The following is a 24,831-nucleotide window of genomic DNA, read 5'->3' as shown; positions in this document are numbered from 1 at the left end:
TTTGCCGATGATTTGATTTTTTCGATGGCGATAATATTTTCAGACATCGCTTCATTAAGGACTTCTACTGCCGTACGTGCGTCCCTGTTTTTAATTGACATATATACTTTGATATGTGCCTCGACACTCTCAAGAGTTATACCCAATGCGCGGTTAAGTTCCTCAAGGTAGTAGTAATAAATATCTTTAATCGAATTCATTACGTTGTAGAACACGCTATTATGTGATGCCCTGACGATGGCCAGGTGAAACGCGTAATCTGCTTCCGAGTATTTTTTATAATCGCTTTTGTTGATAAGCATATTGTTCAGGGCTTGTTCGAGATGGCGCATATCCTCATCGGTAGCATGTGTTACCGCTAACTCAACGCATTTAAATTCCACCGTCTGGCGAAAAATCATCATATCGTGGAATTCTTCGCGGCTCAGATGCATGATTGGTCTAGGATCGCTGCTAAGCATTTGCGGCGTAAAGTTTTCACTCACGAAGCTGCCGCTACCGTGACGTGTGACGACGATACCCAAATCTCGAAAACGCTGTACTGCGCTGCGCACGCTAACTCTACTGACATTAAAGGCAGCAGTGAGTTCTGCTTCCGAGGGAAGGCGGCTACCTGGAGACCAACTGCCATCTAACAGTTTTTCACTGATCTGATCATAAATTTCATTTACAACATTATGTTTTTGAATGGATTTTATGCTCAAAAGAGGGCCTGCCATAATAGGTGTCTTGAAGGAAGCGATTGTATAACATTTCACTTTTAAGAACAAAGCGCCCATTAGGGCGCTTTGCATTAGTACGCTTGTGCTTTGGTCAGAGACGATGTTTTGCTGGTAAACGATGTGACCGAGGTTAGGAAAACAGCAAGTACAAGCGATCCGCCCATAAAGATGTAAGACGCGCCGGGGCCTCCGGTTAGGCCATTCAGATAGCCTACAATCCACGAACCTACAAATGAGCCAAGCGCGCCGAAACTAACAATAAAGGCCATTGCGCCTGCCATAACATTACGAGGGATCATTTCAGGAATAGCGGCAAAGAAGGGGCCATAAGGGGTGTACATTGCCCCACCTGCAACCATCAAAAGTACATAAGACAGCCAGAAATTGGATGCACCAACACTAAAGGAACCAATAAAACAGATAGCACCCAGACCTAAGAAGAGCAGGACAATAATCTTTCGGTTTAGAAACTTATCAGAATACCATGAGGCACTTAGCATCATAGGAACGGCGAGGAGATAAGGTGCTGCTGATAACCAACCGGTAGCGACAATACCCAGCCCAGACGCAGATTTCAGAATCGAAGGTAGCCACATAATGAAACCATACATTCCTATATTCCAGAAGAAATGGATAAAGGATAGTGACAACACTTTTTTGGAGCGAAATGCTTCGCTGTAATTTTTAATTTCTTGGATATTGGTTTGTTCTGCTGCCAATGCAGCTTCAATGTCTTTTTTCTCTTTTTCAGTCAACCACTTGGCGTCAACAGGTCTATCAACAAAAATAAACCACCAGATGGCTGCCCAGATAATTGCGGGTACGCCCTCAATGATGAACATCCCACGCCAGCCAAATGCTTCGACAAGGTAGCCAGAAAGCACGGACATCCACAGCACCGTAATCGGGTTGCCGAGAAAAAGAAACGTATTCGCTTTGGAACGTTCTTTCTTTGTAAACCAGTGACTTAAAAATACCAGCATGGCTGGCATCACAACGCTTTCCGCAACGCCTAAAAGGAAACGAATGATCGCCAAGACTTTGACGTCATGCACCATTCCTGTCGCCGTGGCGAGTATGCCCCACAGTATCAGGCTCCAGAAAATGAGTTTTTTAGCGCTGCGCTTCTCAGCGTAAATTCCGCCTGGAACCTGGAAAAAGAAGTACCCCAAGAAAAATAAGGCACCTAATAAGGATGAAATTCCTGGTGTTATATTCAGATCTTCTGCCAGACCGGATGCCGCCCCAAAACCGTAATTCGCACGGTCCAGATACGCAAGACTATAAGTAATAAAGGCGAGAGGAATCAATTTACGCCAGCGTATCGGCGCTAATTTTGCCTGTATGTTTTGAATCATTATTTATATTCCATGTTATTGTTTTGTAATCTGTATTATTGGGAAATAAAGCAACAATTACAGAACGGATAGCCAGCCGCCATCGACATAAATGATTTGGCCATTAATGTAGTCAGAGGCTTTTGACGATAGGAATACCGCTGTGCCAATAAGCTCTTCCGGACGGCCCCAGCGCTGAGAGGGGTTACTGCTTTTCACCCAACTGTCGAATTTTTCATCTTCAATCAACGCGGTGTTCATATCGGTTAGAATATATCCCGGTCCAATCGCATTGGACTGAATATTAAATTGCGCCCATTCAGCAGCCATTGAGCAGGTCAGCATTTTTATTCCACCTTTCGCCGCAGTGTAAGGTGCAACGGTCGGCCTTGCTGCCTGACTGGTCAATGAACCGATATTGATGATCTTTCCCCCAGTGTTGCGTGCAATCATTCGTTTGGCAGCGGCTCGTGAAACTAAGAAGGCACTTGTCAGGTTCGTGTCGATGACCTTCTGCCAGTTTTCAAGTTCCAGTTCCACCATCGGTTTGCGATATTGAATACCTGCGTTGTTGATCAAAATATCAACGTGAATATTTTGCTCATCCAGTTGGTTGAACGCGTTTTCAATCGCATCTTCTTTCGTTACATCGAAGGCGACGCCATAGGCGGTGTAGCCTTTAGCTCTTAATTTATCAACGGACTCAGTAAGGAGCGTGTCGCGGATATCATTTAGGATAACGTGTGCGCCTTCGGCGGCCAGCCCTTCTGCATAGGCGTATCCCAAACCCCTGGCAGAACCTGTTACCAGTGCCGTTTTCCCCGTTAAGTCAAATAAAGCTGTCATGTCATTTTCCTTATGCTTGATATTTGTATGACGACTGTCTTATTTAAGATTGGATTTTCACTTTTCTAAAATCAACAATACAAAAATGATTTTGCTATGCTGATCACAAACAACACGTGCCATGATTTTATGGGTTGTGTTTATCTTGTTGTTTTAAATGAATAAAATATTTCTCTGTTGATGTTGTTTGATCTCTATCACAGAATGAATGCTCAAGAATATATGGGATGTAAAAAAGTGATATAACACCAAAAGTTGTAGGACGACCTACAAATGTTTCGCCATGTTGTCCTCCTCGGCATGACATGGCGTTGATTTGCTGAATTGAGGAGTTAAAGTGAGTAACCTTAAGATTACCAACGTAAAAACGATTCTTACTGCACCTGGTGGCATTGATTTGGCCGTCGTTAAGGTTGAGACCAACGAACCGGGGCTTTATGGGCTGGGGTGTGCGACTTTCACACAGCGCATTTTTGCTGTGAAAAGTGCGATTGATGAGTACATGGCACCGTTTCTGATCGGTAAAGATCCCACCCGTATTGAAGATATCTGGCAATCCGGTGCAGTCAGTGGTTACTGGCGCAATGGCCCCATCATGAACAATGCGCTGTCCGGAGTGGACATGGCGCTATGGGATATCAAAGGCAAACTTGCGGGAATGCCGGTTTATGAATTGCTGGGTGGAAAATGTCGCGATGGTATCCCACTGTATTGCCATACTGATGGGGGGGATGAAGTGGAGGTGGAAGATAATATCCGCGCTCGTATGGAAGAGGGTTATCAATATGTTCGCTGCCAGATGGGGATGTATGGTGGTGCTGGAACAGACGATTTGAAGTTAATTGCCACTCAACTAGCACGCGCAAAAAATATTCAACCGAAGCGTTCACCAAAAAGCAAAACACCCGGTATTTATTTTGATCCTGATGCGTACGCGAAGAGCGTTCCGCGTTTGTTCGACCATCTGCGTAATAAACTGGGTTTTGGCATTGAATTTATTCATGATGTGCATGAACGAGTAACCCCGGTAACGGCCATCAACCTTGCAAAAACCCTCGAACAGTATCAGCTGTTTTATCTTGAAGATCCTGTCGCCCCGGAAAATATCGACTGGCTGAAAATGTTACGTCAGCAGTCATCTACACCGATCTCGATGGGTGAACTGTTCGTTAACGTGAACGAATGGAAGCCGTTAATTGATAACAAGTTAATTGATTACATCCGATGCCACGTCAGCACGATTGGCGGCATTACACCAGCGAAGAAGCTGGCAGTCTACAGTGAACTGAACGGCGTGCGTACCGCTTGGCACGGACCGGGTGATATCTCTCCCGTTGGGGTTTGTGCCAATATGCACCTTGATCTGAGCTCACCAAATTTCGGTATTCAAGAATATACGCCAATGAATGATGCGTTGCGTGAGGTCTTCTCTGGGTGTCCAGAGATCGATCAGGGTTATGCCTACTTGAATGACAAGCCTGGCCTTGGCATTGATATTGATGAAGAGAAAGCCGCTAAATATCCCTGTGAGGGTGGCATTCCATCCTGGACGATGGCCCGTACGCCAGACGGAACAGCCTCTCGTCCATGAGGTGATACACTACGCAGTATCCCGTTAATGCACATCCCTGCATTTACGGCGTCAACAAGATGTCCGGCCTCTGGCCGGGCTTTTGGGATAATAAAGTCGACACAGCACTAATCTTTTCCCTTTGTCTACTTGATTATCCCACATCAAACACGCAACGCCTGCGCACACGCCCAGGCAGAACTCCACGCCCACTGGAAGTTATAGCCGCCCAGCCAACCGGTAACGTCCACCACTTCACCGATAAAATAGAGGCCCGGCATTTTACTGACCTCCATGGTTTTTGACGATAGCTCACGCGTATCCACACCGCCCAGGGTGACTTCTGCGGTGCGGTAGCCTTCCGTACCGTTGGGTTGCACCTGCCAGGCGTGCAGATTTTCAATGAGCGCCGCGATCTGGGGGGATTGCAACTGTTTAAGTGACACCTCGGGCACCAATCCCAAGGTTTGCAGACACTCCACCAAGCGCTTCGGTAGCCACAGCGCCAGCGTATTTTTCAGGCTCTGATTGGGGTGTGCTGCACGTTGCTCGGCGAGCAGTGCGTTAAGATCGTGCTGTGGCAACAGATTGATCGTCACCCATTCGCCCGGTAGCCAATAGCTAGACAGTTGCAGAATGGCGGGGCCTGAAAGGCCACGATGGGTAAACAGCAGGTTCTCTTTAAAGCTGACACCGTTTTTCGCCGTCACCACCACGGGCACGGAAACGCCAGACAGGGTCTGTATCTGCTCCAATAGCGGTTTATGCAGCGTAAACGGCACCAGCGCGGCGCGTGTCGGCAGCACCTTAATGCCAAACTGCTGTGCGACCTGATAACCGAAGGGCGACGCGCCCAGCCCCGGCATGGAAAGCCCGCCGCTGGCAATCACCACCTGTGGAACCGTGAGCGTGCCAGTGGCAAAGGTGAGGGTGAACGCTGAGTCTGTCCGTTCAATACCCAGGAGTTCGCTGCGTAGACGAAACTGCACGTTACCAAGTTCACATTCGTGCATCAGCATGTCCACAATCTGCTGCGCGCTGTCATCACAAAACAACTGCCCAAGGGTTTTCTCGTGATAGGCAATACCGTGCCGATTGACCAGATCGATAAAATCCCATTGGGTGTAGCGCGCCAGTGCGGATTTGCAAAAATGCGGATTTTCAGACAAATAAGCCGCTGGCTCGGCATACATGTTGGTGAAATTGCAGCGACCACCGCCTGACATCAATATCTTGCGACCGGGTTTTTTGCCGTTATCCACCAGCAGAACGCGCAGTCCGCGTTGCCCTGCCTGGGCGGCGCAAAACAGACCGGCAGCACCTGCACCCACAATGACAACATCAAACGATTCCACAGTGCGTTCTCCTGCCAATGGCGATATAAAAAGTAAGCATTTTCCCCGATAACCGACGGGCGGCTGATTGTAGTGTCAGGCGCGAAGGGATGCCAGCGTAACAAAATGTATATTTATACAAGAATATGTATTTTTTTGATTTTATTAAGATAAATCCGACCAATAGCCGCATTGGTCATCTTTTCGTCAAAAAAAAGTCATATTTTCCTTTTCCCGTTTAGGCTTGTCGCAGATAATGCGCCGCGTTCATGACCACAAATGGCCTAACGCTTATGCTACATTTATTTACCGGGGTTGACTTTCATACCGGTCTGATGCTGATTTTGGCACTGGTATTTGTTCTGTTCTATGAAGCCATAAATGGCTTTCACGATACGGCGAATGCTGTTGCCACCGTGATATACACGCGCGCGATGCGGGCGGAATATGCGGTTGTCATGGCCGGACTGTTTAACTTTTTCGGCGTGATGCTAGGCGGGTTGAGCGTAGCTTATGCCATCGTGCATTTGCTGCCTACTGATTTGCTGCTTAACGTCAGTTCCGCGCACGGCCTGGCCATGGTGTTCTCCATGCTGCTGGCGGCGATTATCTGGAACTTGGGTACCTGGTACTTTGGTTTGCCAGCCTCCAGTTCCCACACCTTGATTGGTTCTATCATCGGGATTGGTTTGACCAACGCCCTGCTCACCGATACCTCTGTCGTGGATGCGCTTAACGTTCCCAAAATGATCAGTATCTTCCTGTCGCTGATTCTGTCTCCGATTGTGGGGATGGTGGTCGCGGGTCTGGTGCTGTTCGTGCTGCTGCGTTTCTGGAATAACAATAAGAAACGCAAGCGTGTTCACTTAACGCCAGCCGATCGTGAAAAGCTGGATGGCAAACGCAAGCCGCCGTTCTGGACGCGTACAGCGCTTATCATTTCTGCTATCGGTGTCAGCTTCTCCCACGGCGCTAACGATGGACAGAAAGGTATCGGCCTGATCATGCTGGTGCTGATTGGCGTTGCGCCTGCTGGCTTTGTCGTCAACATGAGCGCTTCCGGCTATGAGATCAGCCGCACGCGTGATGCGGTCGTCAATTTGCAGGAGTTTTATCAACAGCATGGCGATGCGCTTAAACACGTCATCGACCTCTCTACGCCAGTACTGGCGACAGAGACGGTGTTGCCTGATAATGGCGCTAAAGAGTTCCACTGCGACAGTTCGCGCGTAATGATTGCCATCGAGCGTTCACTGGGGCTGCTGAATAACCTGAAGAGTTATGACCAGTTGAATGCCGATGATCGCGGTCGCGTGCGTCGCTTGCTGATGTGCATCGCGGATACCATGGACAAGGTAGCTAAGCTGCCGGAAACCACGTCTGAAGACCGCCGCTACCTGAACAATCTGCGTCAGGATATGCTGAAAACCGTTGAATACGCACCGCTATGGATTATCGTTGCTGTCGCATTGGCGCTCTCCCTGGGCACCATGGTGGGCTGGCGTCGTGTCGCGGTAACTATCGGCGAGAAGATCGGTAAACGTGGTATGACCTACGCGCAAGGGGTGTCTGCACAGGTGACGGCGGCGCTGTCAATTGGTGTGGCGAGCTATACCGGTATGCCCGTGTCCACCACCCATGTTCTCTCCTCTGCGGTCGCGGGTACCATGATCGTTGACGGCGGCGGCGTACAGGGTAAAACGGTTAAGAACATCCTGCTGGCATGGGTGTTTACGCTGCCGGTTTCTCTGGTGATGTCAGGCGTGCTGTATTGGTTGGCGCTGAAACTGATTTAATCCGTCAGGGTTGAAACTGCACGCAATAAAAAGGCGATTCGAGAGAATCGCCTTTTATATTTCTAGATTACACATTGTTAAGTACCCAATCGCTCAATACCAAATCATCATGGACAGCAAACTTACCAGTATTAGCCCACACAGTGCGGAAGTCAGCATAAACTGGCCTCGTACTCGCTCACAGCGGCGCATAAACGCTTCATCGTGGTGTTCCAGATAACGCTGTGCGTAAATGTAGCGTACCAGCCGAATCTGCTTACTGGGTTGTCCGTGGGAAGTGAAGAATCCTCCGCCATCCACATACTGGTACAACAGCGGGTCGCAATCGCGCAGGATCATCAGCAGTACGCGCAAAGAAGAATAATAGCGCGCCATGTTGATGACACAGACGATGCACAAGGCCCAGAAAAGCGCAAATGTACTGATCATGCTCCCCTCCCGGATAATGTTATTCGTCAGAATGAGGATGTGGTGACATCCTACGGCGTTTTTGCGAATTGTTTTGCCACACGTTCATTACGCGATTTGGCACGTAGATATCCCCCTCATTGTTATTGTAGAAGAGGAAAGCAGTTTTTTGCCACAGAGTGACCGATATCAAATAATTTTGACGATTTTACCTACTCTTTTTCCCCGTTTTGTAGCGGATCGTCGGGAATCCAGACGTGATAAGGAGCCGTTTCTACTACACTTATCAAGGAGTACGAGAATTTTACGGTTAGATCGCCGTTCCTGTGAGCCGTTGTGCAGTCATCGCGTGCCCGTTGCACGGGCGATGTGTGGGTCATCTCGCAGAATGCGGTAAATATGTGGTGGTGTGATCTGCTGAACATAACAAAAAACGGCAGGGGTGGTATGCTATAGCCAAGCCGTTAAGTATCAGATTAGCAGGCGGAAAAATCTGCTGAACCATTAATGTGCCTTTACGGAAGGAGCTTATTATGGCTTATAAACATATCCTGATTGCTGTTGACCTTTCTCCAGAAAGTAAAGTGTTAGTGGAAAAGGCGGTCTCGATGGCAAGGCCGTACAATGCCAAAGTCTCGTTGATCCACGTCGACGTCAATTACTCCGATCTCTACACCGGCCTGATTGACGTGAATCTGGGTGACATGCAGCAGCGTATTTCTGAAGAAACACAAAACGCGTTGACCGATCTCTCTAAAAACGCCGGTTATCCGATCACAGAAACCCTGAGTGGCAGTGGCGATCTGGGGCAGGTATTGGTGGATGCCATCAAGAAATATCATGTGGACCTGGTGTTATGCGGGCACCATCAGGATTTCTGGAGCAAGCTGATGTCTTCCGCACGTCAACTGATCAACACCGTGCATGTGGACATGCTGATCGTTCCGTTGCGTGATGACGAAGAGTAACATTTTCGTTCTCCTCCGCTCCCCGGTTAAGGCCGGGGAGCCTTTTTAGTTGGTGCATTTTTTTGCAAATTGACCGATTTTTTAGTCGATCGCATTTTTTTACCTCCCCGCTGTTAACCGCTTTTTTGTGCACTGAATTGCACTTTCTTTTGTTATATAACAGAAACTTATGACTGATTTTTATCATTTTTTGCGTGAAGATAAGTGCCTATCTCATTGGTTTTTAAGCATATAAAACGTTAAAAAACGCTTGCTTGAATATCCACCAGCAGTGCTATAGTCGAAGCGGCACAACATCATTCAACCGCGATCCCACAGGCTTTTAACGTGCATAACTTTCACCGTTTTCACGCGGCCAGGCACTTTGCTGCGCGTGAAAGGGTGCGAGATAAAAAAAGCACAGTCCACAGGACGCTTTTTCTTTTTTGCAGGAGTTGGTAATGGCTCAATTAGTCTCTCTGGAAAGTTTTCTCAATCAGGTTCAGCAGCGCGACCCGCATCAGCCGGAGTTTTCTCAGGCGGTCAGGGAAGTTTTCTCTACCCTGTGGCCGTTTCTGGAACAGAACCCGCGCTATGCAGAGCAAAGTCTGCTGGAACGTCTGGTAGAGCCAGAGCGTGTTATCCAGTTTCGCGTTGCCTGGACCGATGACAAAGGTCAGGTGCAGGTCAACCGCGCCTGGCGCGTGCAGTTCAGTTCTGCCATTGGTCCGTATAAAGGCGGGATGCGTTTCCACCCTTCGGTGAACCTCTCTATCCTCAAGTTCCTCGGTTTCGAGCAAACCTTTAAAAATTCATTGACCACGCTGCCGATGGGTGGTGGTAAAGGCGGTTCCGATTTCGATCCCAAGGGTAAGAGCAATGGCGAAGTCATGCGCTTCTGTCAGGCACTGATCGCGGAACTGTATCGCCATCTGGGGCCGGATACCGACGTACCTGCTGGCGATATCGGCGTGGGCGGTCGTGAAGTGGGCTTTATGACCGGGATGATGAAAAAGCTGACCAACAACACCGCATGTGTGTTTACTGGCAAAGGGCTCTCTTTTGGCGGCAGCCTGATTCGCCCAGAAGCGACAGGGTATGGGTTGGTCTACTTCACACAGGCGATGCTGGAGCGCCACGGCCTTGGGTTTGAGGGCATGCGTGTTGCGGTATCCGGCTCTGGTAACGTGGCGCAGTATGCCATTGAAAAAGCGTTGTCTCTGGGCGCACGTGTGATTACCGCTTCGGACTCCAACGGCACGGTCGTGGATGAAGCGGGCTTTACGCCGGAGAAACTGGCGCTGCTGGCGGATATCAAAAACCAACGTTATGGCCGCGTGGAGGATTATGCGCGCGAAGCTGGTCTTACGTATCTGCCAGGCCAAACGCCGTGGAGCGTGCCGGTGGACATCGCACTGCCGTGCGCCACGCAGAATGAGTTGGATCTGACCAGTGCCAAAACGCTGATTGCTAACGGTGTGAAAGCCGTGGCGGAAGGGGCCAACATGCCGACCACGATCGAAGCGACGGACGCCTTCCTGGAAGCTAACGTACTGTTTGCGCCGGGCAAAGCGGCAAACGCCGGTGGTGTTGCGACCTCTGGGCTGGAAATGGCACAGAATGCGGCGCGCATGGGCTGGAAAGCGGAGAAAGTGGATGCGCGTCTGCACCACATCATGCTGGATATCCACCATGCCTGCGTGGATTTCGGCGGCGAAAGCAAGCACACCAACTATGTGCGTGGCGCAAACATCGCGGGCTTTGTGAAAGTGGCGGATGCGATGCTGGCGCAAGGCGTGGTGTGACGATATCGCCTCGTGAGGCTATCCCCGTTTAGCTTTGAGCGGGGATTTCTGTCCGTTCCGTGAAGGTTTCGTGCGCGTTAGCCTATACGGATTTCTGCAACCGTTGCAGCACGCGCCCGACACGAGGCGCTCAATCGCCGCCGCCTCGTGGCTCCAGGCTTTTCGCGAGAAATCACGCCACTACGCGGTTCCTTCGGCGTTCGGGCCCGCAGTTCGGGCCGCCAGCGACGCGCTCCCGGCGCGGCGCTGACTTTCGCGGCATTCATGCCGCTCACCCGGCGGTCACGTCCACCTCAGCGTAATTTTTTACGCGAGTGAAAGTCAAAAGACGATAACCTGCACTACCCGATCGAGGCATATTACCCCATGTACTCAATAATCGAGAGTCCACCGTTGTAATCGGTGCTGTAAATGATGCCTTGTGCATCAACAAACACATCACAGGACTGAATCACACGCGGGCGGCCCGGACGGGTATCCATCATTTTCTCTGGCGCCGCAGGCACCAGCGCGCCGGTTTCCACGGGGCGATAGGGATTGCTGATATCGTAAGCGCGTACACCTGCGTTCTGGTGGGTGGCGAAAATCAGCGTTGAACTGATAAAGCTGCCCGGCCTGTTCTCGTGCAGGTTATGCGGCCCGAAATGCGCACCCTTGGCCACGTAGTCCACTTCATCCGGCTGCGGAAAGGTGGAAATGCTGACCGGATTGCTCGGTTCGCGAATATCGAACAGCCAGATCAGCTTCTCGCCATCTTCCTGATTGTCCAACACCGCCTCATCCAGTACCACCAGCAGATCGCGATCCGGCAACGGCAGCGCGGTGTGGGTACCGCCGCCGAACGGTGGGCTCCAGTTGCGATGGCTGATGAGCTGAGGCTGATGGCGATCGCTCACGTCCAGCAGCGTTAGACCACCGTCACGCCAACTGGCATAAGCAGTATCACCGCTGATAATCGCGTGGTGCAGCGCATAGCGTTTTCCTTCCGGCCAGGTGGGCGTTTCGCCTGCCGCACTGTGCATCCCCGGCAACCACCAGCGCCCGGCTACTTCGGGTTTGCGCGGATCGGCAAGATCGATGGTCAGGAAGATATAATCACTAAAACCGTCCAACAGGGCGGAGACGTAGGCCCAACGCCCGCCGACGTACCAAATACGGTGAATACCAATACCGTTCAGCGGCAGAAAGCTGATTTCACGCGGCTGGTCCGGCGTTGAGATATCAAACACGCGCAGTCCGGCGCTCCAGCCCCTGTCTTGTACGTCACTCACCGTATCGGCAACGGAGCGCGTGTAATAGACCTTTTCATCGGCAAAGCGGGTGTCGGCAAACAGGTCACGTGCGTTAATCACCAGCAGCAGATCGTCATGTGCCTGCAAATGTACATTCCAGGTGCCGGGCGGGGCGGGCACGTAACCTGCTGCCCTGGGGTTTTTCGCATCGCGCACATCGACGATGGAGAACCCCTGCGACACCATGTGCCCGATATAGGCGTAGCCGCGATGTATCATCACTTGCACGCCGTCTGGCCGACCCCCCTGATCGCTATGCCCAATTAAGCGCATATTGCGGCTGTAATCGGGATGCGGCAGTTCCTGCTTTGCCATGCTGCGGTTCCTTATTTTTTCTGTTTGGCTTCCAGCGTAGCGAACCATGGCGCAATGAAATCATCGCTCTGGCCCCAGCCGGGAATAATGTTGCCGAGTGAAGAGACGTTAACCTGTCCCGGTTGGCTTACCAGCAGCGCCTGTGGAATGGTAGCGGCTTTGAAATCATAGGTTGCCGGGGTAGGTTCGCCGGCAATCTTGTTGGCAATCAGGCGCACGTTGGTGGCACCGATCAGTTTCGGGTCAACCGCCACGCTGACTTTCCACGGGCTGTTGGCTTCGCGCATCAGTTGCACGTCCTGATTGGAGATATCGATGCTGTAGAGTTTGATTTCGGTGCGGCCATTCTCTTTCAGCGCCTTGTAAGCGCCCTGGCTGAAGGCATCCCAGGTGCCCCAGATGGCGTCGATCTTGCCTTTCGGGTATTTCGCCAACACGGCACCCACTTTGTTGGCGGTGTCACCCTGTACGTCGGAAGAGACCGCACCAATCGACTCCAACTCTTTAATGCCAGGATGGTCTTTCAGAATGTTTTGGTAGGCCGCCTGACGGCGCTCCATCGGCGGGAATCCGGCTACCCACAGTTTGATGATGTTGGCCTGACCGTTGAAATCTTTCACCAGTTGGCCAAAGGAGAGGTCGGTCAGCGACGCGTCATCCTGCTGAGTCACGGTCACGCCGTTAATGGTGCCATTAACGGCGGTATCGAAGGTGGACACGGCAATGCCGCTGTCAACGATGCGCTGAACCAGCGCAGTCGAGTACGGATCGCGGCCCTGAGACAGGATAATCCCGTCATACTTCTGGCTGATGGCCTGATTGACGAAGTCCTGAAAGCGGGCGTCATCGCCGTTGCTCAGGAAGGTATTGACGGTGAACCCCAGCTTCTTCCCTTGCTGGATGGCTCCCGCAATAAATTGGGTGGTGTTATCGTCGGAGCCAAGGTTACGGATAACGGCGATGCGAATGGGGCCGTCGTGTTTGGCGATAGCGTCCGGCACGGGGGCAGGTGTGGCGGCAAAGGTGGGGGCGATGGTCAGCAGGCTCAGCGCCAGCAGTGAAAACGTCAATTTCTTCATTATAGTTTCCTGTCTTTCGGGATTAACGGCGTTGAACGTAAGTGATTGCCAGGGCAGCGGCCAGCACCAGCCCTTTGATTATGTCCATGGCGTAATAGGGAACGGAGAGCATCACCAGCCCGTTCTGCAATACGCCGAGGATCACCGCGCCGACCAGCGTACCCAATGCGTTAGGTTTGCCAGAGCCAGCGAGTGAAAAACCGATCCAGGCTGCTGCCACGGCATCCATCAGGTAACCGCTACCGGCGTTGACCTGGGATGAGCCGATGCGCGATGCCAGCAAAATACCGCCCAATCCTGCCAACAGTGAGGCGAGAATATAGGCTGCCACGCGGTAACGGGTGGTACGGATGCCGGAAAGCCGTGCGGCTTCGGCGTTGCCGCCGATGGCATACATGCGGCGACCGTGTTTGGTCAATGACAGGCCCAACTGTGCCACCACGGTGACAGCCAGCATGATAATCACGATGGTCGGCACCTGACCGAGCAGTGAGAAAGCGTCAGGGATAACGCCCTCAGCCATCTCCCCGCTGGGTAGCACCATATTTTGCGTGATGGAGCCACCGTAGCTGTAGGTCATCGCGACACCTTGAATCACGAACAGGCTGGCAAGTGTTGCTAACATGTCGGGAATTTTCAGCACTACGATGAGAAAAGCATTAAACAGGCCGACCAGCGTACACAGCAGCAGCGTGACCAGAATCGCTTCTGTGGTACCGAATCCGTGCCAGACAAACAGTGAAATCACTAGCGCGTTCGCCAGCGAGGCGGTGGAGCCCACCGACAGATCGAACCCGCCTACCGTGAGTGAGATAGAGACGCCGATGGCGATCACCGTAACGATGGCAATCGAGCGTAGAATATTGATGATATTGTACGGATCGAGAAAGTTGTCGGATGCAATACCAAACAGCGCAATCAGCGCGACAACCGTCAGCAGCATTCCCCACTTGTAGAGAAAATCAAACAGCTGTTGGCGGCCCGAAACTGTCGCCTTAAGGGAAAGTGCTTTGCTCACGCAGGGGTTCCTCCGGTGGAGTAAAGTAAAAGGGTCTCTTCGCTGGCTTTACGGCCATCCAGCTCCGCCACAATGCGGCCATCCCACAGCACGCAAATGCGATCGCACAGCCCGACTAACTCGGCGAATTCGCCGGAGGCGTAAATCACGCCTTTGCCTTCGCGAGCCAACTGGTCTATCAAAAGAAAGAGATCGGTTTTGGCTTTCACATCAACGCCTTTGGTTGGCTCATCAAAGATCAGCACGTCGGCATCGTTGCGCAGCCATTTGCCAATGGCGACCTTCTGCTGGTTGCCGCCTGATAGGCGGCGTAGCGTCTGTGCTGGCCCGGTGGTTCGTACGCCGAGTCGTGAAATGATCTCCTGTGCCCAACGCCATGCGCGTCGGTGATTAAAAAGGCTCCAGCGAGAAAAGCTGTCATCGGCGCTGATGCTCAGGTTCATCGCCACCGATTCGTCAATAAAAATGCCTTCTTTACGGCGCTCTTCCGGCACCAGAGCAATACCTGCGGCGACGGCATCCGCCGGCGTGGTCGGCTGCCAGGGTTTACCGCGCAGTTCACCGGATCGCACGCGGCTGGCATTGGCTCCAAACAGCGCTTTGCACAATTCTGTTTTTCCTGCGCCTGCCAGTCCGGCAATGCCAAGGATTTCGCCTCTGCGCAGTTGTAACGAGATATCGTGCAGTAACGTGTTGTCATGCAGACCCTCAATCGCCAACAGTGCCTTGCCGGTTACCGCCGGGCGGCGCGGTGGATAGATATCATTCAACGCATGGCCGAGCATCTTTTCGACGATCGCTTCGCCGCTTAGCCCGTCCATTGGACTGCTTTCAATCAGGCGACCATCGCGCAATACCGTCATGCGATCGCAAATCGCTTTTAGTTCATGAATACGGTGCGAGATAAACACCACGCCGATACCGCTGTGCTGCAAGCGGCGCACCACGTTGAACAGGCGATCGCTTTCATGCTGATCGAGCGGTGCTGTGGGTTCGTCAAGGATCAGGAAACGGCAATGGTGGGAGAGCGCGCGCGCCAAGAGAATCTGCTGTTTTTCTGCCAGTGAGCATTGCTCGATGCGGCGACGCACGTCCAGACTGACGCCCAGTAGCGCCAGCGCGTTGCGCGCACTGTGGCGGATCTGTCGCCAGCGATAGCGATGCCCCGGCTCTGCCAACTGATCGAGCATAATGTTTTCCGCCACGCTCAGACCCGGCACTAACGCGACGTCGACTTCCTGTTGTACCAAATGGATGCCAAGTTGCTTGGCCTGACGCGGTGAGCGAATCTCAACGGGTTTTTCGTCGATGACAACGGTTCCCTGATAGTGCTCATGCGCACCGGACAGCACCGCCATCAGCGTAGATTTGCCTGCACCATTGGCACCGGTCAGCGCGTGGATAGAGCCGCCTTCCAGCGTGAAATCGACCTGTGTCAGCGCAGCGAAGCCGGAAAAAGCAATGGAAATTCCATGCATTTCCAGTTTGTGTGGCGTTGGCCGATGTGTGTGCGTCATGGCGGTCATCCCAGGAAAAAAATCATCTGATCGGCCAGATCTTTCACGGGGTGATAACGCCTGGCAATGAACGAAAACGCATAAGATAAAGCAAAATGTTATTAGCCGTCCAGATGTCCAGACGTAACATGAAGATAATTCATAAAACAGGCGCTTACCAAGCAACATGAAAAAAATGCATCATGATGCTTTCGATGTTTATAGCCATCCAGAAGTCTGCTTGTGATAAGGTAGTGATTATTCACCGATGACAGTCAACACACAACAGGACGTAGCACCATGACCAGCACGGCAATTCGCGTGGTAACCGGCCCCGCCAACTATTACTCCTACCCCGGCGCATTGCAGGAGCTGGAAAACCTTTATACCCCGGCACAGTTGGAAAGCGCGGTCTGGATTTTTGGTGAACGGGCGATTGCGGCAGCTACCCCATTTTTGCCCGCGGCATTCAACGTAGCGGGTGCAAAGCACATTGCTTTTGGTGGCCATTGCAGCGAAAGCGCGGTGGGGCAGCTCTGTGCACAAGCGGGTGACGATCGTCAGGTGGTGATTGGTGTCGGTGGCGGTGCGCTGTTGGATACGGCTAAAGTGGTGGCGCGTCGCCTCGGTGTACCGCTGGTGGCGATTCCCACCATTGCCGCGACCTGTGCCGCCTGGACGCCGCTTTCCGTGTGGTATAACGACGAAGGTCAGGCGCTGCGTTTTGAAATTTTCAACGATGCCAACCATCTGGTGCTGGTGGAGCCCACTATCATTCTGCGCGCACCGCAGGAATATTTGCTGGCAGGGATCGGTGATACGCTGGCGAAATGGTATGAGGCGGTGGTGTTGAGCCCGCAACCGGAAAATCTGCCGCTGACGGTGCGTTTGGGCATTGAAGCGGCGCTCTCTATTCGTAATGTGCTGCTTAACAGCAGCGAACAGGCGCTGGCCGATCAACGGCGTGGCGAACTGACGCAGGTTTTCTTTGATGTTGTCGATGCGATTATCGCTGGCGGTGGTATGGTCGGCGGATTGGGCGAACGCTACACCCGCGTGGCTGCCGCGCATGCGGTGCATAACGGGCTGACCACCTTACCGCAAACCGAGCGTTTCCTGCACGGCACCAAAGTGGCTTATGGTATTCTGGTGCAGAGCGAACTGCTCGGACAGCGCGACGTGACCGAGCAACTGATTGCGGCGTTTGCGCGTTTCAATCTGCCCACCAGCCTGAAGGCGCTGGGCGTTGATATCCATCATCACGCCGATGTGGAGAAAGTCATTGCGCGCACGCTGGCCCCGTTCGAATCGATCCACGCACTGTCTGTGCCGCTGAGTGCGGAAAGCCTGCGTAGTGCCATTGAGCGGGTTGAGGCGTTGTCGGCGTAACGTTGCTGAGCGGTTTTCAGGTGTTGACTGGCCGTGCGTTATCCTATCAACTGCGCGGCGCGCTGCATTTGTGGATTCTCGAATGCGGGGATAAAGGCGTCGATATCCGTTTTGGTCATGCCTACGGTGTTGAGGATTGCTGATGCTCTCCAGTTATTCACCGTATGGTAGACTTGCGTAAGGATCGCGTTAGCCTGCTGCGGTGATAAACGGAAGTCAGTGGCTTTTGCCAGAACGGCGTCGATCGAATCGACGGGGCCGTAGTCTTCATCGAGCCAAAGTTTTAATTCTTGATCCTTATCTGGGAACGGGTTGAGGTCAAAGGCAGGAGCAAGTCGCCATTGCCCGTGTTCAACGTGCAGAAAACCGTGATTTTGTACATGGTCGTCCACATTGGTGATCAGCAGATTAAAGACAATGCGCCGCCATAATTCTGCCAAATCTTGTAACGGTGAGATGCTGTACGTGAGAATAACGTCGGCAATTTGGCTGTAGGCATACTCTTCCGTGCGTGTGGCTTGCAGCATGGAACCTGCGGAAAGGTAAGGAATTCGACCACCGTTTGGTATGCGATCAAAGCGACGTATTAACGCCACTGGAATATCCTCAGACATAACGATGCGTGATTCGGCCACCTGAATACCTGCCGTTGCTGCGAGTTGTAGCGCCAACACTTCACCCCGCGTGACGCTGCGATCGTCCTGTACGCTGGGAAATTTACCGATAGCCAGATGCCCGTCATCATCCATGACGGAACATTTTGGGCGCATGCCACCCAGTGAAGTCCCTCTTCCTCGTAGGTATTTCAGATCGGCGGCCGTTTCTTGGTTCATTTCGACAGCGCGTGTAGCACCAATCAGTTGCTGTAATTCAAGTAGCGGTGGTGTACCTCGACCACCGTCTACTGCGGAACGTAAAAAATTACCGTCAGCATCCATTAGTCGCAGTGCACCGATACGGCTCGCATCATCCACACCTAATAGAAAATCCATTTCTGTCAGAGCAGTACTTGCGCCCTGGCTCCCCTGTGCGCTCTTGCGGCGTTTAGCGTGATCGCGTGCAATCACGCGGCAGCCCCATCCGTCAGGTTCCGTGTCGGCAAAAGCAAAATGGAACAGAGAGTCTTCCTTGCTGGGCGCTTTACGGTATTGATAGCCTGCAATCAGCGCGAGGTCGGGAGATATTTCAAAACGGTTGGCCGCCGCCAGCCATGTATCATCATAAGAAAATGCGGAAAATTCTCTGCGCCCTTCCTTGCTATATACCAATTCTCCCACCGGCAGTGCTGATTGGCCGATGGCGACCCGGACGGCCTGCTGTTTTGCCGACATGACTATAACCCTCCCGAACCTGACGTGAGGCGTTTGGTGCGTACACGTTGAGGAAGTGCATCGTTCATCATCATCAGACCAATATCATCCGTGGCGGTGTCCAGTAATCCGTTTATTTTCTCTAATTCGCCCAGTATCAGCAGCGACTGAGCCAGCGTTCCCATCGAGATACGCGGATCGCCCTTTTCCAAACGACGTAATGTAGCGACGGAGATGCCAAGGCGTTCTGCCATGGATACCTGTGTAATATGCCGTCGCCGCCGTGCCAAAGCGATATCAGTGCCCAGCTTTTTGAGTGCCCGAACGACAGGGGCGGAAAGTGACCGATTATTAGGTTTAACGCTCACATTTTTCCCCTTAATAAAGTTAAGCGCGCATATGTGAGCGCTTAAAAAATTTTCGCCTTTCTTTCCCTAAGTGTAGCAGTCGTTATTTTTTAATCAATGCATAAAGGGATAAGCGCTCATAGATAATTGCTAATACTATTTAAACGCTCATATATGAGCGTTTAAAGGTAAAAAGACAAAAATAAAGACGATGAATTACAGCGGCAAATAAAAATCAAAGCGGTGGCTTTTGGTGGTCAGCATTGATTGGGCGGCAATGCCCGCCAGCGGCGGGGCGTAGTCGGGGCGTTTTACCACCACGCGCTTTTTTGCCAACGCTCGCGCGGGAGCCAGCAGGGCATCCGCATCGTCATCCGCGCCCACCAACGATTGAAACACTCGCATCTCTTTCTTCACCAGCGCACTTTTTTGCCGATGAGGAAACATGGGATCGAGGTAGACCACATCCGGTGGCGGTGTAATATCGCTCAGGGCGGTGTGGCTTGAGGCGTGAATCAGCGTCAATCTTTCGCGCAACCACGCGCCTATCTCGGCATCGTCATAGCCACGTCGTAAACCATCGTCGAGCAGTGCGGCAACCACTGGGTTACGTTCCAGCATGCGTACATGGCAGCCTAACGAGGCCAGTACAAAGGCGTCACGGCCTAACCCGGCGGTAGCATCCACAACGTCCGGCAGATAATCCTTTTTGATGCCGACTGCTTTAGCAACCGCTTCGCCGCGCCCGCCGCCAAAGCGACGGCGGTGGGCCATTGCGCCAGAGACGAAATCGACATAGATAGCGCCGAGTTTCTCTTCATCCTGCTTGCGCAACTCCAGACGTTCTGGCGTGAGCACCAGTGCCAGCGTCGCACTGGGATCGTCCTGCAATCCCCAGCGCGCCGCCAATGCATCAAGGGCGCCTCTGTCGGCGCCCCCTTCAGTCAGCAGGCTGATGTTCACCCTTTAATACCATAGTGGTGCAGCATGGCATCAAGCTGAGGTTCGCGGCCACGGAAGCGCTTGAACAGATCCATCGGCGCTTCGGAACCGCCGCGCGACAGGATGTTATCCAGGAAAGACTGGCCGGTAGTGCGGTTGAAAATGCCTTCTTCTTCAAAGCGCGAGTAGGCGTCCGCCGCCAGAACATCCGCCCACAGGTAGCTGTAGTAACCTGCGGCATAGCCACCTGCGAAGATGTGGCTGAAGGCGTGCGGGAAACGATTCCAGCTTGGGCTGGGCACGACGGCGACCTTGGCTTTGACATCGGCCAGTGTCGGCAGAATTTGTGCCCCTTTGGCCGGATCGTATTCCGCGTGCAGACGGAAATCGAACAGGCCAAACTCAAGCTGGCGCAGGATAAACAGCGCTGCCTGATAGTTTTTGGCCGCCAGCATCTTGTCCAGCATGGCTTGTGGCAGGGGGTCGCCGGTTTCGTAGTGACCGGAGATAAACGCCAACGCTTCCGGCTCCCAGCACCAGTTTTCCATAAACTGGCTCGGCAGTTCGACGGCATCCCACGGTACACCGCTAATGCCAGCTACCCCGGCGGTATCGATCTGCGTCAGCATATGGTGCAGGCCGTGACCAAATTCATGGAACAGGGTGGTGACTTCATCGTGGGTGAACAGCGCAGGTTTGCCATTGACGGGGCGGTTGAAGTTGCACACCAGATAGGCCACCGGCTTTTGCAGTTCACCGTTACTCTTGCGCAGACGTCCTGCGCAGTCATCCATCCAGGCACCGCCACGCTTGTGTTCCCGTGCATAGAGATCGAGATAGAAACTGCCACGCAGCTCGCCGCTTTCATCGAACAGGTCGAAGAAACGCACTTCGGGGTGCCATACGTCAACGTCGTGGCGCTCTTTGGCGGTAATGCCGTAAATGCGCTTCACCACTTCAAACAGCCCTTCAACCACGCGTTGTTCCGGGAAATAAGGGCGCAGTTGCTCATCGCTGATGGTGTAGAGGTGCTGCTTTTGCAATTCGCTGTAGTACGTGATGTCCCACGGTTGCAGTTCGCCAGCGCCATGATGCGCTTCGGCGAAGGCGCGCAGCTGTGCCAGTTCCGCTTCCCCTTGTGGGCGAGCGCGCGTTGCCAGATCGTTGAGAAAATCCAGTACCTGCTGCGGGTTTTCTGCCATTTTGGTCGCAAGGGATTTATCCGCGAAGCTTTCAAAGCCCAACAGCTGTGCCAGTTCATGGCGCAGAGCCAGCTCCTCGGCCATCACTTCGCTGTTATCCCATTTACCTGCATTCGGCCCCTGATCGGAGGCGCGGGTTGCATAGGCGCGGTACATTTCTTCACGCAGCGCCTGATTGGCACAGTAGGTCATAACCGGCAGATAGCTGGGAATATCCAGCGTCAGCAGCCAACCTTCCAGCCCTTTCGCCTCGGCTTGTGCGGCGGCGGCGGCCAGTGCGCTTTCCGGCATCCCTTCAAGCTGCGCAACGTCAGTGATGTGTTTATTCCAACCCATGGTGGCGTCGAGCACGTTGTTGCTGTACTGCGCGCCGAGTTCAGACAGGCGCGCGGCAATTTCGCCATAGCGTTTCTGTTTTTCCGGCGGCAAACCGATACCGGACAGTTCGAAGTCGCGCAGCGCATTATCCACTGCTTTTTTCTCCGCGACGCTCAATGTGGCGTAGTGGGAGCCTTCTTTCAGGTCGCGATACGCCTGATACAGCCCGGTGTGTTGTCCAACCCAGGTGCTGTATTCAGAGAGCAGCGGCAAGCATTGCTCATAGGCAGTACGCAGCTCAGGGCTATTTTTCACGGCATTGAGATGGCCGATCGGGGAGAACAGACGGCCCAGACGATCGTCGCTTTCTGCCAGCGGTTGACACAGATTTTCCCAGGTGAACGGTGCGCCCTGCGCGACCACGCGCTCAACCGCACTGCGACAGTCTGCCAGTGCAGACTGAACGGCGGGGACGATGTCATCAACAGTGATGGCGGAAAAGGGAGGCAGGGTAAACGGGGTCAATAATGGATTCGTCATATCACGGTCCTATCGTTATGTGTCAGCCAGCGATAAGGGCAGTCGCACGGGCGGCAGCGCTGGCAAAAAAAGCCAATTATTGATTAACATGAGGCCAGAAAGGGCAAAAATCAATGAACGGAGGAAAATTCCCTAAGCATGTGAAAACCGCGCGCATTGCACTCGTTAGCATGGAGTACTGCGCAGAGGTTTCACTGCGGTGTGGCGGGCAGTGTGAAGAGAGCGGTATGGTGTTTAACGTGCCATACGTGCTGCCTCATTGCCTCCCGGCGTATCATAACCGGCATAAAAATAGACCACAGTTTGTGGATTGCCGTATTCACTAAAAAACTCAGCGATACGGTCACGCTCCAGCCCATAGCGCCGTGAGAGCAGACCAGCTTCAAACGCGGCTTTTTGCCGATCGCCCACCGCCTCCGCCAGGTTATACGCATATCCACAGATATAACCGCGTCGATATTCGAGACCGTGGTGCTGAATTTCGCTCAAGGGTTGTGGCGTTTGGGCCTTAAGCCCGTCCATAACGCCGTCGCCAAAGGGGTTTGCCATGATGTTCTCCGCTCACTACCGCTATATATTTAACAATATAGCGATCATTCGGCCCTTTCGGCAAGAGGGATTGCAAGAGGATTGCGTTATGGTTTTCCGGTGATATTTTCTGCGGCAGAACGTTTATACTGTGCGGGACATGATCTTGCCTTCGGGCACCCTGCTTATTTCACCGGAACAAAAACCGTTATGTTGAGTTATCGCCACAGTTTCCATGCCGGCAACCATGCCGACGTACTGAAGCACACCGTTCAGAGCCTGATCATTACTGCGCTCAAAGAAAAAGAGAAACCGTTTCTGTATCTGGATACCCATGCAGGTGCTGGGCGTTATCAGCTTAGCGGTGAACATGCGGAGCGCACCGGGGAATATCTGGAGGGTATTGCCAAACTGTGGCAGCGGGACGATATTCCCGAAGCGCTGGCCCCTTACCTGAATGCGGTGAAAGCCTACAACAGTAATGGCGCGCTACGTTTCTACCCCGGTTCACCGCTGATTGCCCGCCAACTGCTGCGCGAGCAGGACAGTATTCACCTGACGGAATTGCACCCGAGCGATTTCCCGCTGTTGCGCAGTGAGTTTCAACGTGACGCGCGGGCGAAAGTGGTGCGTGAAGATGGCTATCAGCAGTTGAAATCCCAACTGCCGCCCGCCTCTCGTCGTGGATTTATCCTGATAGACCCGCCTTACGAGTTGAAAACTGACTATCAGGCAGTGGTTAAAGGGATTCAGGAAGGTTACAAACGTTTTGCCACCGGCGTGTACGCGCTGTGGTATCCGGTGGTATTACGCCAGCAAATCAAGCGTATGCTCAAAGATCTGGAAGCCACCGGTATCCGCAATATTCTGCAAATTGAATTGGCAATGCTGCCGGACAGCGATCGCTATGGCATGACGGCTTCAGGCATGATTGTGATCAACCCGCCGTGGAAACTGCATGCGCAAATGCAAACGCTGCTGCCGTGGTTGCACGGTGTGCTTGCGCCAAATGGCACTGGGCATACGCTGATTGAGCAAGTGGTGCCGGAATAACTGACAGGTTTTACCTGTTGCACCCATCGGCAAAACCGACGTTAACGGTTTTGCCGCAGACCGAGTTCAGGGGTTACACTGCGTTTTATTCTCTTCACTTAACCATGGATCTTCTCATGACAAAGCATTATGACTATCTCGCCATCGGTGGCGGCAGTGGCGGTATCGCGTCCATTAACCGTGCGGCAATGTATGGGCAAAAATGTGCGTTGATTGAAGCAAAGTATCTGGGCGGTACCTGCGTTAATGTCGGCTGCGTACCGAAAAAGGTCATGTGGCACGCGGCGCAGATTGCCGAAGCGATCCATCTGTATGGGCCTGACTATGGTTTTGATACCACTGTTAATGCCTTTAACTGGGATGCCCTGGTGAAGAACCGCAGTGCCTATATCGATCGCATTCATCAGTCCTACAATAATGTGCTGGGCAAAAACAAGGTGGACGTTATCCACGGCTTCGCGCGTTTTATTGATGCGCATACCGTTGAAGTGAATGGTGAAACCATTACTGCCAACCATATTGTGATCGCGACGGGCGGGCGACCGACGCGTCCTTCGATTCCTGGGGCGGAGTACGGTATCGATTCCGACGGTTTTTTTGCGCTTGATGGTTTGCCAAAGCGTACGGCAATTGTCGGTGCGGGCTATATCGCCGTTGAGATCGCAGGCGTTGTGAACGCGCTCGGTTCCGAAACCCATCTGTTTGTGCGCAAGCACGCGCCGTTACGCAGTTTCGATCCGCTGATCTTCACTACGCTGGTGGAAGTGATGAAGGCAGAAGGGCCGATGCTGCATACTGAATCCTCGCCGCAGTCAGTGGAGAAAAACGTTGATGGCAGCCTGACTCTGCATCTGACCAACGGTGAATCCTATGCCGTGGATTGCCTGATTTGGGCGATTGGCCGTGAGCCGGCAACCGATAACCTCAATATTGAAGCGGCGGGCGTCATCAAAGACGAGCGCGGTTTTATCAAGGTGGATAAATATCAGAACACCAACGTGCCGCGCGTTTATGCGGTGGGCGACAACACGGGCGCTGTCGAACTGACGCCAGTGGCGGTTGCGGCGGGGCGCCGCCTCTCAGAACGGTTGTTTAACAACAAGCCGGAAGAGCATCTGGATTACACCAATATTCCCACCGTGGTGTTCAGCCATCCGCCGATTGGCACGGTCGGGTTGACCGAACCGCAAGCGCGGGAAAGATTCGGTGATGATCAGGTTAAAGTCTACACCTCTTC

General features: G+C 52.8%; 21 protein-coding genes. 7 read left to right on the top strand and 14 right to left on the bottom strand.

The genetic code is table 11. The features are described from left to right. The 3 genes from J5224_RS20590 to J5224_RS20580 form a co-directional block, all read right to left on the bottom strand. Positions 1 to 704, bottom strand: a 704-nt coding sequence (locus J5224_RS20590; protein WP_264627129.1) for a FadR/GntR family transcriptional regulator, incomplete at its 3' end; no start/stop codon positions are given. An 89-nt stretch (positions 705 to 793) separates the two neighbouring features. Beyond that, positions 794 to 2,080 carry an MFS transporter gene (locus J5224_RS20585; protein ID WP_264627128.1) on the bottom strand — a complete coding sequence of 429 codons (1,287 nt, stop codon included), beginning with the start codon at positions 2,078 to 2,080 and terminating at the stop codon, positions 794 to 796. Between the two features lie 57 nt (positions 2,081 to 2,137). Further along, positions 2,138 to 2,905: an SDR family oxidoreductase gene (locus tag J5224_RS20580; RefSeq protein ID WP_264627127.1), complete on the bottom strand. Its 768-nt coding sequence runs from the start codon at positions 2,903 to 2,905 to the stop codon at positions 2,138 to 2,140. 337 nt (positions 2,906 to 3,242) lie between these two features. On the opposite strand from J5224_RS20580, the gene J5224_RS20575 reads away from it, so the two are divergent. After that, complete coding sequence (locus J5224_RS20575) at positions 3,243 to 4,496, top strand: enolase C-terminal domain-like protein (RefSeq protein WP_264627126.1); 1,254 nt, start codon at positions 3,243 to 3,245, stop codon at positions 4,494 to 4,496. Between the two features lie 143 nt (positions 4,497 to 4,639). On the opposite strand, the gene J5224_RS20570 is transcribed toward J5224_RS20575, so the two are convergent. Then, on the bottom strand, positions 4,640 to 5,830 hold the full coding sequence (locus J5224_RS20570) for an NAD(P)/FAD-dependent oxidoreductase (RefSeq protein WP_264627125.1): 1,191 nt from the start codon (positions 5,828 to 5,830) through the stop codon (positions 4,640 to 4,642). Between the two features lie 272 nt (positions 5,831 to 6,102). On the opposite strand from J5224_RS20570, the gene pitA reads away from it, so the two are divergent. Next, positions 6,103 to 7,605 carry an inorganic phosphate transporter PitA gene (gene pitA / locus J5224_RS20565; protein WP_264627124.1) on the top strand — a complete coding sequence of 501 codons (1,503 nt, stop codon included), beginning with the start codon at positions 6,103 to 6,105 and terminating at the stop codon, positions 7,603 to 7,605. Between the two features lie 93 nt (positions 7,606 to 7,698). Here pitA and uspB read toward each other — a convergent pair whose 3' ends face one another. Beyond that, a complete protein-coding gene (gene uspB, locus J5224_RS20560; RefSeq protein WP_264627123.1) occupies positions 7,699 to 8,034 on the bottom strand; it encodes a universal stress protein UspB in 336 nt (111 codons plus the stop codon). A gap of 512 nt (positions 8,035 to 8,546) precedes the next feature. Between uspB and uspA the strand changes: the two genes are divergently transcribed. Then, complete coding sequence (gene uspA, locus J5224_RS20555) at positions 8,547 to 8,981, top strand: universal stress protein UspA (protein WP_264627122.1); 435 nt, start codon at positions 8,547 to 8,549, stop codon at positions 8,979 to 8,981. Positions 8,982 to 9,421: 440 nt separating this feature from the next. Then, positions 9,422 to 10,765, top strand: coding sequence for an NADP-specific glutamate dehydrogenase (gene gdhA, locus J5224_RS20550; RefSeq protein WP_264627121.1), 1,344 nt, complete (start codon positions 9,422 to 9,424; stop codon positions 10,763 to 10,765). A 359-nt stretch (positions 10,766 to 11,124) separates the two neighbouring features. On the opposite strand, the gene J5224_RS20545 is transcribed toward gdhA, so the two are convergent. Genes J5224_RS20545 through J5224_RS20530 form a run of 4 tightly spaced genes read right to left on the bottom strand, consistent with a single transcriptional unit; the run spans position 11,125 to position 15,986 of the window. Further along, the gene (locus J5224_RS20545; RefSeq protein WP_264627120.1) at positions 11,125 to 12,372 is read right to left on the bottom strand and encodes an LVIVD repeat-containing protein; all 1,248 of its coding nucleotides are present in this window, start codon (positions 12,370 to 12,372) and stop codon (positions 11,125 to 11,127) included. An 11-nt stretch (positions 12,373 to 12,383) separates the two neighbouring features. Beyond that, on the bottom strand, positions 12,384 to 13,451 hold the full coding sequence (locus tag J5224_RS20540; RefSeq protein WP_264627119.1) for a sugar ABC transporter substrate-binding protein: 1,068 nt from the start codon (positions 13,449 to 13,451) through the stop codon (positions 12,384 to 12,386). 22 nt (positions 13,452 to 13,473) lie between these two features. Continuing rightward, positions 13,474 to 14,469 carry an ABC transporter permease gene (locus J5224_RS20535; protein ID WP_264627118.1) on the bottom strand — a complete coding sequence of 332 codons (996 nt, stop codon included), beginning with the start codon at positions 14,467 to 14,469 and terminating at the stop codon, positions 13,474 to 13,476. Continuing rightward, positions 14,466 to 15,986: a sugar ABC transporter ATP-binding protein gene (locus J5224_RS20530; protein ID WP_264627117.1), complete on the bottom strand. Its 1,521-nt coding sequence runs from the start codon at positions 15,984 to 15,986 to the stop codon at positions 14,466 to 14,468. The genes J5224_RS20535 and J5224_RS20530 overlap by 4 nt, the downstream gene beginning before the upstream one ends. A gap of 279 nt (positions 15,987 to 16,265) precedes the next feature. Here J5224_RS20530 and J5224_RS20525 point away from each other — a divergent pair, with 279 nt between their 5' ends. Beyond that, the gene (locus J5224_RS20525) at positions 16,266 to 17,354 is read left to right on the top strand and encodes an oxidoreductase (protein ID WP_264627116.1); all 1,089 of its coding nucleotides are present in this window, start codon (positions 16,266 to 16,268) and stop codon (positions 17,352 to 17,354) included. A gap of 38 nt (positions 17,355 to 17,392) precedes the next feature. Here the strand turns inward: J5224_RS20525 and J5224_RS20520 are convergent, their stop codons facing one another. The 5 genes from J5224_RS20520 to J5224_RS20500 form a co-directional block, all read right to left on the bottom strand. After that, complete coding sequence (locus tag J5224_RS20520) at positions 17,393 to 18,685, bottom strand: type II toxin-antitoxin system HipA family toxin (RefSeq protein WP_264627115.1); 1,293 nt, start codon at positions 18,683 to 18,685, stop codon at positions 17,393 to 17,395. A gap of 2 nt (positions 18,686 to 18,687) precedes the next feature. After that, the gene (locus J5224_RS20515; protein WP_264627114.1) at positions 18,688 to 19,032 is read right to left on the bottom strand and encodes a helix-turn-helix domain-containing protein; all 345 of its coding nucleotides are present in this window, start codon (positions 19,030 to 19,032) and stop codon (positions 18,688 to 18,690) included. A gap of 195 nt (positions 19,033 to 19,227) precedes the next feature. Beyond that, on the bottom strand, positions 19,228 to 19,974 hold the full coding sequence (gene rsmJ / locus J5224_RS20510; RefSeq protein ID WP_264627113.1) for a 16S rRNA (guanine(1516)-N(2))-methyltransferase RsmJ: 747 nt from the start codon (positions 19,972 to 19,974) through the stop codon (positions 19,228 to 19,230). Continuing rightward, positions 19,971 to 22,013 (bottom strand): oligopeptidase A, encoded by a 2,043-nt coding sequence (gene prlC / locus J5224_RS20505; protein WP_264627112.1) that lies wholly within the window; start codon positions 22,011 to 22,013, stop codon positions 19,971 to 19,973. Before prlC ends, rsmJ begins: the two co-directional genes overlap by 4 nt. A 234-nt stretch (positions 22,014 to 22,247) precedes the next feature. Then, a complete protein-coding gene (locus J5224_RS20500) occupies positions 22,248 to 22,562 on the bottom strand; it encodes a DUF2623 domain-containing protein (protein WP_264627111.1) in 315 nt (104 codons plus the stop codon). A gap of 189 nt (positions 22,563 to 22,751) precedes the next feature. Here J5224_RS20500 and J5224_RS20495 point away from each other — a divergent pair, with 189 nt between their 5' ends. Beyond that, positions 22,752 to 23,594 carry a 23S rRNA (adenine(2030)-N(6))-methyltransferase RlmJ gene (locus J5224_RS20495; RefSeq protein ID WP_264627110.1) on the top strand — a complete coding sequence of 281 codons (843 nt, stop codon included), beginning with the start codon at positions 22,752 to 22,754 and terminating at the stop codon, positions 23,592 to 23,594. Positions 23,595 to 23,710: 116 nt separating this feature from the next. Continuing rightward, on the top strand, positions 23,711 to 24,831 hold a 1,121-nt coding region (gene gorA, locus J5224_RS20490), incomplete at its 3' end, for a glutathione-disulfide reductase (RefSeq protein ID WP_264627109.1).

Source organism: Candidatus Symbiopectobacterium sp. NZEC135 (genome assembly GCF_025962695.1).
The sequence above is the reverse complement of the archived record's forward strand: the minus strand, read 5'-3'. Positions and strand labels throughout refer to the sequence as shown.